The 13,095-nt window shown below is 68.5% G+C and carries 12 protein-coding genes; 4 read left to right on the top strand and 8 right to left on the bottom strand.

Annotated elements, in window-relative coordinates; all coding sequences use genetic code 11:
• Positions 1–112: 112 nt before the first annotated feature.
• The 6 genes from AC1DP0_RS08770 to AC1DP0_RS08745 form a co-directional block, all read right to left on the bottom strand.
• Complete coding sequence (locus AC1DP0_RS08770; protein WP_478083761.1) at positions 113–1,360, bottom strand: saccharopine dehydrogenase family protein; 1,248 nt, start codon at positions 1,358–1,360, stop codon at positions 113–115.
• A gap of 3 nt (positions 1,361–1,363) precedes the next feature.
• Positions 1,364–2,158, bottom strand: coding sequence for an ABC transporter permease (locus tag AC1DP0_RS08765; RefSeq protein ID WP_478083760.1), 795 nt, complete (start codon positions 2,156–2,158; stop codon positions 1,364–1,366).
• Between the two features lies 1 nt (position 2,159).
• Positions 2,160–3,095 (bottom strand): ABC transporter permease, encoded by a 936-nt coding sequence (locus AC1DP0_RS08760; RefSeq protein ID WP_478083759.1) that lies wholly within the window; start codon positions 3,093–3,095, stop codon positions 2,160–2,162.
• Between the two features lies 1 nt (position 3,096).
• Complete coding sequence (locus tag AC1DP0_RS08755) at positions 3,097–4,221, bottom strand: ABC transporter ATP-binding protein (RefSeq protein WP_478083757.1); 1,125 nt, start codon at positions 4,219–4,221, stop codon at positions 3,097–3,099.
• On the bottom strand, positions 4,221–5,468 hold the full coding sequence (locus AC1DP0_RS08750; protein ID WP_478083755.1) for a polyamine ABC transporter substrate-binding protein: 1,248 nt from the start codon (positions 5,466–5,468) through the stop codon (positions 4,221–4,223). The genes AC1DP0_RS08755 and AC1DP0_RS08750 overlap by 1 nt, the downstream gene beginning before the upstream one ends.
• A gap of 128 nt (positions 5,469–5,596) precedes the next feature.
• Positions 5,597–7,045 (bottom strand): gamma-aminobutyraldehyde dehydrogenase, encoded by a 1,449-nt coding sequence (locus tag AC1DP0_RS08745; protein WP_478083753.1) that lies wholly within the window; start codon positions 7,043–7,045, stop codon positions 5,597–5,599.
• 113 nt (positions 7,046–7,158) lie between these two features.
• Between AC1DP0_RS08745 and AC1DP0_RS08740 the strand changes: the two genes are divergently transcribed.
• Both AC1DP0_RS08740 and AC1DP0_RS08735 read left to right on the top strand, forming a co-directional pair.
• On the top strand, positions 7,159–7,671 hold the full coding sequence (locus AC1DP0_RS08740) for an Lrp/AsnC family transcriptional regulator (RefSeq protein WP_478083751.1): 513 nt from the start codon (positions 7,159–7,161) through the stop codon (positions 7,669–7,671).
• The gene (locus AC1DP0_RS08735) at positions 7,668–9,107 is read left to right on the top strand and encodes an aspartate aminotransferase family protein (protein WP_478083749.1); all 1,440 of its coding nucleotides are present in this window, start codon (positions 7,668–7,670) and stop codon (positions 9,105–9,107) included. Before AC1DP0_RS08740 ends, AC1DP0_RS08735 begins: the two co-directional genes overlap by 4 nt.
• Positions 9,108–9,195: 88 nt before the next feature.
• Here AC1DP0_RS08735 and AC1DP0_RS08730 read toward each other — a convergent pair whose 3' ends face one another.
• Positions 9,196–10,116, bottom strand: a complete 921-nt coding sequence (locus AC1DP0_RS08730) for a DUF1996 domain-containing protein (protein WP_478083746.1) — start codon at positions 10,114–10,116, stop codon at positions 9,196–9,198.
• Positions 10,117–10,406: 290 nt separating this feature from the next.
• Here AC1DP0_RS08730 and AC1DP0_RS08725 point away from each other — a divergent pair, with 290 nt between their 5' ends.
• Positions 10,407–11,144, top strand: coding sequence for a hypothetical protein (locus tag AC1DP0_RS08725; RefSeq protein ID WP_478083743.1), 738 nt, complete (start codon positions 10,407–10,409; stop codon positions 11,142–11,144).
• Positions 11,145–11,222: 78 nt separating this feature from the next.
• Here AC1DP0_RS08725 and AC1DP0_RS08720 read toward each other — a convergent pair whose 3' ends face one another.
• Positions 11,223–12,161 carry an AEC family transporter gene (locus tag AC1DP0_RS08720; RefSeq protein WP_478083741.1) on the bottom strand — a complete coding sequence of 313 codons (939 nt, stop codon included), beginning with the start codon at positions 12,159–12,161 and terminating at the stop codon, positions 11,223–11,225.
• A gap of 82 nt (positions 12,162–12,243) precedes the next feature.
• On the opposite strand from AC1DP0_RS08720, the gene AC1DP0_RS08715 reads away from it, so the two are divergent.
• Positions 12,244–13,095, top strand: an 852-nt coding sequence (locus AC1DP0_RS08715) for an LOG family protein (protein WP_478083740.1), incomplete at its 3' end; no start/stop codon positions are given.

The raw sequence follows: 13,095 nt of genomic DNA, 5'->3' as shown, positions 1-13,095 counted from the left end.
GAGCAGGCCCTTCGGGACCGCGTCGATCACTGACTTCTGCGTCACCGCTGTCATGCCTGAACCCTATTCCTCTCCTGGTGGTCGTCGTCGGCGCCCCGTGACCGGCGACGGATCAGCGCTCGTCCATGCCCCACGGGGAGCCGTAGCCCTCGGGCTTGTCCGCGGCCAGGAGGTCGAGGAAGGGCACGGCGTCGAAGGCCTCGGGGCCCAGCACGCCGGCACCCTTCCACGTGCCCCGGGCGAGCAGCTCCAGCGCGACGACGGGGTTGACCGCCGTCTGCCACACCACGCACTGGGCGCCGTAGGCCGCCATCGTCTCGGCGTTGTCGACGACGTGGTAGAGGTAGGTGCGACGCGGCCGGCCGTCCTTGCCCGTGCCGGTGACGAAGAGGCCCGCGCACGTCTTGCCGGTCATCCGCGGCCCGATGGTCGCCGGGTCAGGCAGCGCGGCGGCCACGACGTCGCGCGGTGAGACCTGCACGCCTTTGACGGTGATCGGCTCGGTCCGGTCGAGGCCCAGCGTGTTCAGCACCTTGAGGATGGTGATGAACTCGTCCCCGAGGGCGTACTTGAAGGTGACCCGCCTGGCGTCGACCCAGCGCGGCATGAGGAGCACCTCCTCGTGCTCGACGTTGACGCACTCGACCGGTCCGATGCCCTCCGGGAAGTCGAAGACCTCCGGCTCACTGAAGGGCGCGGTCGTGAACCAGCCACGGTCCTTCTCCCACACGACCGGCGGGTTGAGGCACTCCTCGATCGTCGTCCACATCGAGAAGCTGGGCGCGAAGATCTCGTTGCCATCGTCGTCGTGCACCACGAGGTTCGCGCCGTCCCGCGTGCCCAGCTCGTCGATCTCGTCGAAGAGGTGGTCGGCGGCATACCGGGCGAACACGTCGGACAGCCCGGGCTCGACGCCGATGCCGACGAGCGCCAGACGGCCGTCGGCCTCCCACTCCCCCGTCATCGCGAACTGCTCGTCGCCGAGCTTGACCCCGGTGACGGCATACGGCTGCTGGGGGTGACGCCTCGACAGGCTCATCGCCATGTCGAGGTAGTCGGCCCCGGCAGCCTTGGCGCCGTGGAAGATCGGCATGTCGAACTTCGGGTCGACTGCATTGAAGACGTGGGTGGCAGCATGGTGCCGGGCCAGTCGCGTCACGGCGTCGGCCGATGAGGCATCCACGTGGGCCGCCACGAAGCGGGTGTCTGTCGGATGCCGGACCGCCACTGCGGCGACGGTGCGCTCGGCCCGCGCCACGTCGTAGTCGGCGACGACCCAGGAGTCGAAGAAGGCACGCTCGGCCGCGATGCGCGCGGCGGCGTCACCGACTCCACCGGAGCCGACCATCAGGACCCGCACGGTTCACGCCACCTTCCGGGAGCGGCGGCTGGCCAGCACCTGCCCGGCGATGACCACGACGAGGGCACCGAGGAACATGACGGTCCCGATCACGTTGATCTGCACCGGAGTCCCTCGTTGCGCAGCGCCCCACACGTACATCGGGAACGTGACCGACTCCGGGCTCGCGTTGAAGTTGGTGATGATGTAGTCGTCGAAGGACAACGAGAAGGCCAGCAGAGCACCCGCCGCGATTCCCGGGAGCACGAGCGGGAAGGTCACCTTGAGGAAGGCCTGCAGCTCGTTGGCGTAGAGGTCTGCGGCGGCCTGCTCGAGGCGCGGGTCGAGCGAGGCGACTCGGGCCTTGACCGTGACGATGACGAATGACAGGCAGAACATGATGTGCGCGATGAGGATCGTCGTGCGGCCGGTCGGGACGCCCATGGCGATGAACAGGGTGAGCAGGCTCGAGCCCATGACCACCTCGGGGGTGGCCATCGGCAGAAAGATGAGCAGGTTCGTCCCCGAACGGCCCCGGAAGCGGTACCGCCCCAGCGCGAAGGCCACCATGGTGCCGAGAACCGCAGCCGTGAGCGAAGCGATCACGCCGATCTGCAGGCTGAGGCCGACCGACTGGCACATGCCCGGGACGCCACAGACGTTGGTCCACGCGTCGAAGGAGAACTCGTTCCACTGGTAGTTGTAGCGGCCCAACGGCTTGTTGAAGGAGAAGATGATGACGACGAGGTTCGGGAGCAGGATGTAGGCCATCACCAGGATCCCGATGATGATGACCAGATTGCGTCGCAGCCACGCCATGTCAGACCAGCTCCTCGGTACCGGCCCGGCGGACGTACGTGACCACGAAAGCCACGATGATCAGCAGCAGGATGAAGCTGAGCGCGGCCGCCGTCGGGTAGTCGAGGACCCGTAGGAACTGGGCGTCGATGACCTGCCCGATCATCACCGTCCGGGTGCTGCCGAGCAGGACCGAGTTGATGTAGTCGCCCGTCGCAGGGATGAACGTCAGCAGCGTGCCGGCCACGACGCCGGGCAGCGACAGAGGCCAGATGACACGTCGGAACGCCTGGAACGGCGAGGCGTAGAGGTCGCCCGCAGCCTCGACGAGTCGGTGGTCGAGGCGCTCGAGGTTGGCGTAGAGCGGCAGCACCATGAACGGCAGGAAGTTGTAGGTCAGGCCGCAGATCACTGCGAAGGGCGAGAAGAGCAGCTGATCGTTGTTGATCAGACCGACCGTGCGCAGCACGTCCTTGAAGCCGGTGAGCAGGAGGTCGGTGTGGGTCCGCAGCGCCACCTGTGCGAGGAGGCCGCTGTCGCCGAGGATCGTCTGMCAGGCCAGCGTCCTGATGAGGAACGAGGTGAAGAACGGAGCGATGACGAGCACCAGGAGGATGTTCTTGTACCTGCCCGAGCGGTGCGCGATGAACCACGCGAGCGGATAGCCCAGGGCCAGCGTCGCGAGAGTGGCGACCCCCGCGTAGATGAGCGAGCGCAACATCTGCGGCCAGTAGGTGGACAGGGCGTCGGCATACGTCGCGAAGTTCCACGTCATCGTGTAGCCGTTGTCCACGTCGCCCGTCTGCAGCGACTGCGAGCCGAGCGAGATCATCGGCAGGACGAAGAAGACGACGAGCCAGAGCATGCCCGGGATGAGGAGCAGGTAGGGCACCGTGGCCCGGCGGCGGGCTCGCCGGGGCGCCGCTACCGGTGCCCCGGTGATGGTGGAGACGGCCATCTCACTCGTCCTCGACGTGCTCGGCCCCGGCGTCCGCGTCCTGGGACGCGTCGAGGGCGAAGCTGTTCTCGGGCACCCACCCGAGGGTGACGTTGGAGCCGAGGACAGCACGCGGCATACCGTCGTTCTGCTGCACGACAGTCAGTTCGCGACCCCACGGCATCGCGACGAGGTACTGCGTCGCCACGCCCAGGAAGGAGACGTCGGTCACCGCACCCTTGAGCGTGTTGAGGCCTGTCGCGTCGGAGGAGTCGGCGAGGATGCGGACCTTCTCCGGCCGGATGCCCAGCCACAGCTCCGCACCGCTGCCCGGCAGCGACGAGGCGGGCAGCGTCATCGGTATGCCGTGCACGTCGAGGGAGGCGATTTCACCGGTGACCCTGCTCACCGTGGCCCGGAGGAGGTTCGACTGCCCGAGGAAGTTCGCCGCGAAGGTCGACTGCGGCTTCTCGTAGAGCGTCCCGGGGTCGCCGACCTGCTGGAGTCGCCCCGCATTCATCACTGCGATGGTGTCGGCCATGGTCATGGCCTCCTCCTGGTCGTGGGTGACGTGCACGAACGTCAGGCCGACCTCCTGCTGGATGCGCTTGAGCTCGATCTGCATCTGGCGACGCAGCTTGAGGTCGAGCGCGCCGAGGGGCTCGTCGAGCAGCAGGACGTCGGGGCGGTTGACCACGGCCCGCGCCAGGGCGACGCGTTGCTGCATGCCACCCGAGAGCTGGGTCGGCTTCTTCCGCGCCACCTGCGCGAGCTCGACCAGCTCCAGCGCCTCCATCGCCTTGGCCTTCCAGTCCCGAACGCCCCGGCGCTTGAGGCCGAACGCCACGTTCTCGAGGATGTCGAGGTGCGGGAAGAGGGCGTAGTTCTGGAAGACCGTGTTGACGTTGCGCTGGTAGGGCTTGGTGGAGGTGATGTCCCGCCCGCCGATGGAGATGGCCCCCACCGTCGGCTGCTCGAGACCGGCGACCATGCGCAGTGTGGTCGTCTTTCCGCAGCCCGAGGGYCCGAGGAGGGCGAAGAACGAGCCCTGCGGGATGGTCAGGTCGATGTTGTYGACCGCGGTGAACGTGTCGTAGGTCCTCGTGACACCTGTGAGGACCAGGTCACCGCTCGTGCGCTCGGCCATCAGCCGGTTACCAGCGTCTGGAACTTCTTGTTGTACTTGGTCTCCTCGGCGGTGGTGAGGCCGCGGAAGACCTGCGCCCGCGACATCGTCTCGGCCGACGGGAAGATCAGTTGGTTCGAGGACACGGTCGGGTCCAGCTGGTCGAGCACTTCCTTGGTGCCCTTGACCACGGAGATGTAGTTGACGTAGTCGACGACCTGGGCCATCACCTTCGGGTCGTAGTAGTAGTTGATGAGGCGCTCGGCGTTCTTCTTGTGCTTGGCCAGCGCCGGGATGACGAAGTTGTCGGACCACAGGGTGCAACCGGTCTGCGGCAGGGTGTAGCCCAGGCTTGGGTTGTCGGCCCGCAGCTGCACGACGTCCCCGGTCCACGCGAAGCAGGCGGCGGTGTCGCCCGACGCGAGCGGCTTGGTGTAGTCGTTGCCGGTGAAGCCCTTGATCTGGCCGGCGTCCTTGGCCTTCTGCAGCTCGGCCATGGCGGCATCGAAGTCAGCGTCGGTGAAGCTGTCGATCTTCTTGCCCATCGCCATCAGCACGAGGCCGACCGTGTCGCGCATCTCGGTGAGCAGCGTGACCTTGCCCTTGAGGCTCGGGTCGGTGAGCAGCTGGTCGACGGACTCGACCTTCTTCCCGCCGGTGGCCTTGGGGTTGAAGGCGATACCGGCGAAGCCGCTCTGCCAGGGGAGGGAGAAGACCCGGCCCGGGTCGAACGACACCTGCTTCAGGGCGTCCTCGAGATTCGCGTGGTTCGGGATGTTGGCGAGGTCGAGCTTCTGGACGTAGCCGTTGCGGATGAGCCGAGCCACCATCCAGTCGGTGCTGCACCACACGTCGCGCCCGGTATCGCTGCCGGCATCGAGCAGCGGGCGCACCTTGGCGTAGAACTCGTCGTTGTCGTTGTAGTCCTCGGTGTAGTTGACCTTGATGCCGGTCTCCTTGGTGAAGGCATCAAGGGTCGGCCGGGCCTTGGTCTTGTCGTTGACATCGATGTACGCCGGCCAGTTGGACCAGTTGATGACCTTCTCGGTGTCTGACATGTCCTGCGCGGCTGCGGCAGTCTTGGCGGCCKCCGTGCCGGTGCCGCCCGCGCCGGTCGTGGGGTTCTTGCCGGCTGACCCACAGGCGGCGAGGAAGGCTGCGGCGCCGACACCCGCGGCGCCCATCATCGCGGAGCGGCGCGAGACGAGGCCGCGCATGAGCGCGGCACGCAGGTGCGGGTCGCCGGTGTCGAAGCTCTTGTCATTCATGTCATTGACTCCAGGGGTTCCAGTGGGTCGGTGTGGTGGAGGGATCGACGTTCACCCGGTGGTGCTGGGCTGTGGTGCCCCGTGTCGCCTGCCCGGAGCGATGCCGCCGTCCTCGCGGGCGCCGGGTCTCACGATTCGATGTTGGCCATGACGTGCTTGATGCGGGTGTAGTCCTCGAGGCCGTACATGGACAGGTCCTTGCCGTAGCCGCTGTGCTTGAATCCCCCGTGCGGCATCTCTGCAACGATCGGGATGTGCGTGTTGATCCAGACGCAGCCGAAGTCGAGCTTCTTGCACATGCGCATCGCCCTGCCGAAGTCCCTGGTCCAGACGCTCGAGGCGAGGCCGTACTGCACCCCGTTGGCCCAGGCGAGCGCCTCGGCCTCGTCGGTGAACTGCTGCACCGTGATGACCGGGCCGAAGATCTCGTTCTGGATGTGCTCGTCGTCCTGGCGGAGCCCGGCCAGCACGGTCGGCTCGAAGAAGAACCCGTCGCCGAGCGTGTTGACGCGTGAGCCGCCGGCGGCCACGCGCGCGTGCTCGGGCAGCCGGTCCACGAAGCCCGAGACGTGCGCCATCTGGTTGGCGTTGTTGACCGGCCCGAGGCTCGCGTCGTCGTCGTCCGGCATACCGACCTTGACCGAGCTGCGGGCGTAGTCGGCGAGCGCGGCGACGAAGTCGTCGTGGACCCGGGGACCCACGAGCACGCGCGTGGCGGCCGTGCAGTCCTGGCCGGCGTTGAAGTAGCCGGCTCCGGCGATGCCCTCGACGGCGGCCTCGATGTCGGCGTCGTCGAAGACGATGACCGGCGCCTTGCCGCCGAGCTCGAGGTGCACGCGCTTGACGTCGCGCGACGCGCTTTCGGCCACCTGCATGCCGGCGCGGACGGAGCCCGTGATCGCCACGAGCGCCGGCGTCGGGTGCTCGACGAGCATGCGGCCGGTCTCGCGATCGCCGGTGATGACGTTGAAGGTGCCCTCGGGCAGGAACTCCGACGCGAGCTCGGCGAGGAGCAGCGTCGTCTCGGGCGTGGTGTCGGACGGCTTGAGGACGATGGTGTTGCCCGCGGCGAGGGCCGGGGCGATCTTCCACATCGCCATCATCATCGGGTAGTTCCACGGCGTCACCTGGCCGACGACACCGATCGGCTCGCGGCGCACGAACGAGGTGTGCCCCTTCATGTACTCCCCTGCCGACTTGCCCTCGAGCACGCGCGCGGCGCCGGCGAAGAAGCGCAGCTGGTCGAGCATCGGAGGGATCTCCTCGCTCCGCGTCAGCGCGTGCGGCTTGCCGGTGTTCTCACCCTCGAGGCGGACGAAGTCCTCGGCCCGCGCCTCGATGGCGTCCGCGAACTTCAGCAGCGCCGCCTGGCGCTCCGCGGGGGTCGTGTCACCCCACGTCTCGAACGCCGAGGACGCGGCGGCATACGCCCGGTCGACGTCGGCCTGGCCGCTCACGGGAGCCGTGGCCACGACCCGGGCGGTCGAGGGATCGACGATGTCGAGGATCGCGTCGCCCTCGGGGTCGAGGTACTGCCCACTGACGAAGTTGCGGAGCTGGCGCGGCTGCGGAGTCATGCGGGAATGCTAAACGCATACCTTCGCAATCGTGAAGGGTTGTCGGCAAAATTCTTCGGAATCAGTTGTCTGAGGACTTGCCAACAGTGTGTTCCACAGGTCAGTATCGGCGCATGACGACCATCCGCGGCATAGCCAATGCGGCCGGGTCCGGGGGCGCCGGAGCCAAGAAGCCCTCGGTGAACCTCGACGACGTGAGCAAGACCATCATCGAGCTCCTGCAGCATGACGGGCGCAAGTCGTACGCGTCCATCGCCCAGGAGGTCGGCCTCTCCGAGGCGGCTGTGCGCCAACGCGTGCAGCGCCTGCTCGACGCCGACGTCATGCAGATCGTCGCGGTGACGGACCCGCTGCAGGTCGGGTTCCAGCGCCAGGCGATGGTCGGGCTGCGGGTGTCGGGAGACATGACGGCGGTGGCCGACGCGCTGACCAAGATGGACGAGGTCTCCTACGTCGTGACCACGGCCGGCAGCTTCGACGTGCTCGCCGAGGTCGTCTGCGAGAACGACTCCCACCTGCTCGAGCTGCTCACGGGCCGCATCCGCCCGCTCCCGGGCGTCACGGCCACCGAGACGTTCGTCTACCTGAAACTCAACAAACAGCTCTACAACTGGGGTACACGATGAGCATCAACCCGAACGAGGTCTGGGAACCGACCTCGGACCACCGCACGCCGGCCGGCACCCTCCACTCCGAGGCAGCGCGCGACCACCTCTGGATGCACTTCACGCGCCACTCGGTGTTCGAGGACCGGACCGAGGGCGGCCTGGGCCACACGGTCCCGATCATCACCAAGGGCCAGGGCTGGAAGATCTGGGACGACCGCGGAAACGAGTACATCGACGGTCTGGCAGGCCTCTTCGTCGTCCAGGTCGGCCACGGGCGCGAGGAGCTCGCCGACGCGGCGGCCAAGCAGGCCAAGGAGCTCGCCTTCTTCCCGCTCTGGAGCTACGCCCACCCGAAGGCCATCGAGCTGGCCGAGCGCCTTGCAGCCCATGCGCCCGGCGACCTCAACCGCGTCTTCTTCACGACCGGCGGCGGCGAGGCCGTCGAGACCGCCTGGAAGCTGGCCAAGCAGTACTTCAAGCTGACCGGCAAGCCGACGAAGCACAAGGTCATCTCCCGCAACGTCGCCTACCACGGCACCCCCCAGGGCGCCCTGTCGATCACCGGCATCCCGGCGGCCAAGGAGATGTTCGAGCCGCTCGTGCCCGGCGCGCACAAGGTGCCGAACACGAACATGTACCGCGCCCCCGAGCACCTCCAGGGCGACGAGAAGGCCTTCGGTCGCTGGGCCGCGGACCGCATCGCCGAGGCCATCGAGTTCGAGGGCCCTGACACCGTCGCGGCCGTCTTCCTCGAGCCGGTGCAGAACTCCGGTGGCTGCTTCCCGCCTCCTGCCGGCTACTTCGAGCGCGTCCGCGAGATCTGCGACGAGTACGACGTGCTGCTCGTGTCCGACGAGGTCATCTGCAGCTTCGGCCGCATCGGCTCGATGTTCGCCTGCGACGACTTCGGCTACGTGCCCGACATCATCACGTGCGCCAAGGGCATGACGAGCGGCTACTCCCCCATCGGCGCGATGATCGCGAGCGACCGGCTCTTCGAGCCGTTCAAGTCAGGCACGACGTACTTCCCGCACGGCTACACCTTCGGCGGCCACCCGGTGTCGGCGGCGGTCGCCATGGCCAACCTCGACATCTTCGAGCGCGAGGGCCTCAACCAGCACGTCAAGGACAACGCCCCACTCTTTAAGGCGACGCTCGACAAGCTGCTCGACCTGCCGCTCGTCGGCGACGTGCGCGGCGCCGGGTTCTTCTACGGCATCGAGCTCGTCAAGGACAAGGCGACCCGCGAGACCTTCAACGACGCCGAGTCCGAGCGCCTGCTGCGCGGCTTCCTCTCCAAGGCGCTCTTCGACGCCGGCCTCTACTGCCGTGCCGACGACCGCGGGGACCCCGTCATCCAGCTCGCGCCGCCGCTCATCATGGGCCCGGAGCAGTTCGACGACATCGAGTCCCGACTGCGGTCGGTGCTGACCGAGGCCGAGAACCACCTCTGACCTGACGCACGGTCTGGTGGCGCCCCTGGTCCACAGGTCCAGGGGCGTCACCGTCCCATCCACGCAGGCCGGGCAGGTCGACACCAGATCAGGGCTGGCATCCCGCACTCGAGTAGGCCCGGTGGTCCACGACGCACGTCTGCACGAACGCCTCGAAGTCCGGCTGCGCCCACGTCTGCCAGAAGTCAGCGTGCATCGACCGACCGTCGCTCGTGCCCATCGCAGCGTCCGACGACAGCGCCACGTCAGTACCCTTGCCCACGTACGGGAACTGGATGGTCTCGCGCAGCTCGGTCACGCCGATCGGGAACCCCGCAGGGCACACCCTGCCCACGCGGTACGCGTAGTGGGCATTGTCCCTCGTGTCACCGTACTGGCTCGTCGGGTGGCTCGGCAGGACGCCATCCCAGCACGACGGGAAGTCGATGTGCGCCGTCAGCGTCAGCCCCGGCTTGGCCGGCAGACCCGAGCAGTCGGGGATGCTCTGCACCGGCGTCGATCGCCGGCCCGACTTCTGCCCGCACGTCCAGTTGTATGCCGTCCCGATCAGCCGCGTGTCCGCCGGGATCGCCCGAGCCGGGCCGAACTGGTCACCGGACGCCGCTCGGTAGTATGCCGTGAACTGCTGCGCTGGTACCAGCTGCCCGGCCTTCGGCCCGGAGATGTACCGCAGCGTCGGTGTCCAGTAGCCCGCCGAGTCGGCCGAGTTCGACAGCCCCAGCACCTTCCGGCAGTTGTTCGCCCGGCCCACCAGGTCCGTGTAGTTCGCCGCGTTGGGGTTCGGCAGGGAGAACCACGCAATGTTCCCGAACAGCTGGTGCTCGTGCGCCGAACCCCTGCCGTTGTGATTCACGATCGGGTCGTACGACGCGACCGACACCGTCGGCTGCCCGGACACGTCGCACCCCACCTTCCCCAGCGCCGACGCCGGGCTGGGAGGCAGCAGCATCGCCACCACCACACCCGGGGCCGACAGGAGCGCCACGAGGATCTTCCGTCGTCTGTGCATGTCCCCACCCTTCGCTCTCGCCGGACCGGAGTGGTCTCGGCGCCACCGCTCTTCCCCGTCGCGATCAGCCGTCCCTGTTCGGCCCGATGCAACCCTCAGTGTGTCGAAGATCACGCCCGCCGTCTGCCACTCGTCCAGCACACGCGGCTTCCGCGGCCGGCTCTGTCGGACGATGCGCCGAGCCGGGACCGCTCCTAGGACGACTGAGCTCCGGAACGCTAGGGCGAGGTGTTCGTTGGGGTACGTGTGATGAGTGCGACGCCGACGCACCGCCGACGCTAGGAGAAGACATGGGATTCCTCGACAAGCTGCTGGGCCGCGAGCCGCTCTCACAACAGCAGCGCCCCCAGCAGCCAGCACCGCCCACCGGCCAGCCCTATGCCGTCCCGCCGCCTCGAGGAGGCGCCTCCACCGAGGACGAGCGCGCCATCGCCCGCTACAAGTACCTGCTGCGCACAGCCGACCCCGAGGACATCGAGAAGGTCCACGCCGAGGCGTTCGCCAAGCTCTCACCCGAGCAGCGCCAGATGGTGCTCCAGCGCCTCACGGACGACCTCCCCGAGAGCGAGCGGCCGCGCAGCGACCAGCCGGCCGACCTCGCCCGCAGTGCCACCCGCGCCGAGATGTCCCGGCCGGGCTACCTCCAGGGCGCCTTCGGTGGCGGCCGGGGCGGGATGGGCGGGATGGGCGGCATGGGGATGGGCGGCATGATCGCCGGCTCGATGCTCGGGACGATCGCAGGTGTCGTCGTGGGCTCGGCCGTGGCGGACATGATGCTCGGTGGCTACGACTCCTCGCCCGAGGCCCAGGAGGCCGGCGACGCCAACGCCGACGCCGGTGGAGACGCCGGTGGAGACGCCGGTGGAGACGCCGGTGGAGACGCCGGTGGAGACGCCGGTGGAGACGCGGGCGATGCCGGGGACGCCGGAGGATCCGACTTCGGTGACTTCGGTGGCGGGGGCGACTTCGGCGGAGGCGACTTCGGCGGAGGCGACTTCGGCGGAGGCGGCGACTTCGGCGGTTTCTGAGCCGTAGGTCTGCGGATCGAGCTGCGCCTGACGCTGTCAGGACGACCCGATCCGCAGGCCACTCCCCCGCCTCGGCGGTCAGACCCCGACGAGCCAGTGGAAGAGCGCCGCGATGCCGAGGATGACCGGGACCGACGCGAACGTGCTGACGAAGATGACGTCGCGGGCGAGGTTGACCTCGCGGCGGTAGCGGACGGCATACGTGAAGATGTTCTGGGCCGTGGGGAGGGCGGCCGTCACGACGACGGCGAAGAGCGCCTGACCACGAAGTCCGAGCCCCAGGCCCACCACGAGCGCGATCGTGGGCATGAGCAGGGTCTTGAGGACGACGATCGTCCAGACGTGCTCGGCGGACCGGCCGGTTGCCGGCCTCGGCCCGCGCCRCAGGGAGATGCCGAACGCGACGAGCATCGAGGGCACGGCCATCGCCCCGAGCAGGTCGATGGGCGCCGCGACGACGCGCGGCAGCTGGATGTCGAAGACCGCGATGAGCAGGCCGGCGACCGCGCCAAGGGTGATCGGGTTGCTGAACATCCGGCGCACGCTGCGACCGAGGGTGGGACGCTCGCCGCGCGCGTCGCTGTCGAAGAGCGCCATGTACACGGGCGTGATGACGAGCAGCTGCATGAGGAGCGTCGGCGCGACCCACGCGACGTCCCCCAGGACATAGAGCGCGATGGGGATGCCGAGGTTGCCCGCGTTGACGTATGCCGCCGAGAGACTTCCGATGAGTCGTGACCCGAGCATGCCTCCCGCCCAACGGAACCGGGCTATGAGCAGGTAGATGACGACGACCAGGGTGAAGCTGATGAGCGACGTCACGAGGTTCGCCGACAGCACCGCGTCGAGCGACGTGCGCTGCATGACCGTGAGCAGCAGCGCCGGCGAGGCGACGTGGAAGGCGAGCCGCGAGAGGGTGACCTGGGCCGAGTCGTCGAGCACGCGACGGTCGGCGAGCAGCCACCCGATCGCGACGATGATCGCGATCGTCGCAAAGCCTTCCAGCACGCCGACCATGACGCCGATCCTTGCAGCGCCGGCGCACACGCCGGGTCGCGGGTCCGCTCCTCGACATTCAGGGCGAGGCAGGATGGGGCGCATGGAGATCGAGACGCTGGACGAGCTGGACGACCACCTCGACTCCGACGGGCCGCTGCGCGGCCTGCGCCTGCAGGACCTCGACCTGACCTCCTACGGCGACCGTCTCGCGGCCCATGGAGACCTCACCGGTCTGGTCGTCCTCGGCGGCACCGTGCCCGTTCCCGTCGCCGAGCTGCTCCTCGTGCGCGGCGCGATCCTCTTCCCCGGCGTCGCCGATGCTCCGGTCGACCCGTGGCGCGGGCTCTACCTCCCGTCCGACCTCTACGCCGGTCTCGAACGCGGGTATGCCGCCACCCCGGACGCCCGAGCATACGCGTGGTTCGCCGATGCCCGGCTGCGCACCGACGCGTACTGCACGCTCGTGCGGGCCATCCACGACGACTCGGTGACCGACGAGCTCGACGAGTTCGTGCAGGGTCGATCGGTGGTCGGGATCATGGGCGGGCATGCGCTGCAACGGGACTCGCCGGCCTACGCTGCCGCGGCCGACCTCGGGCACGCTCTCGCGGAGGAGGGGCACCTCGTCGCGACGGGTGGCGGCCCCGGGGCGATGGAGGCGGCCAACCTCGGCGCCCTGTGCCGCAGCGCGGCGGCCGTCGAAGAGGCCGTCGGCCGCATCGTCGGCGTGCCGGGCTTTCGGCGCGACATCACGCCGTGGGCTGCGACCGCGCTGGCGGCAAGGGACGCCGTCGTCGGCGACGAGCCCCAGATGCCCTCGGAGACGCTCGGTCCGTCCGCCCGGTCGCTCGGCATCCCGACCTGGTTCTACGGCCACGAGCCGCCCAACGTCTTCTGCGACGTCATCGCCAAGTACTTCTCCAACGCCATCCGCGAGGAGGGTCTCCTCGCC

It is taken from the genome of Terrabacter sp. P5_B1, from assembly GCF_056400505.1.
Note: the sequence above shows the minus strand (reverse complement) of the source record. Positions and strands in the feature narration are given on the sequence as shown.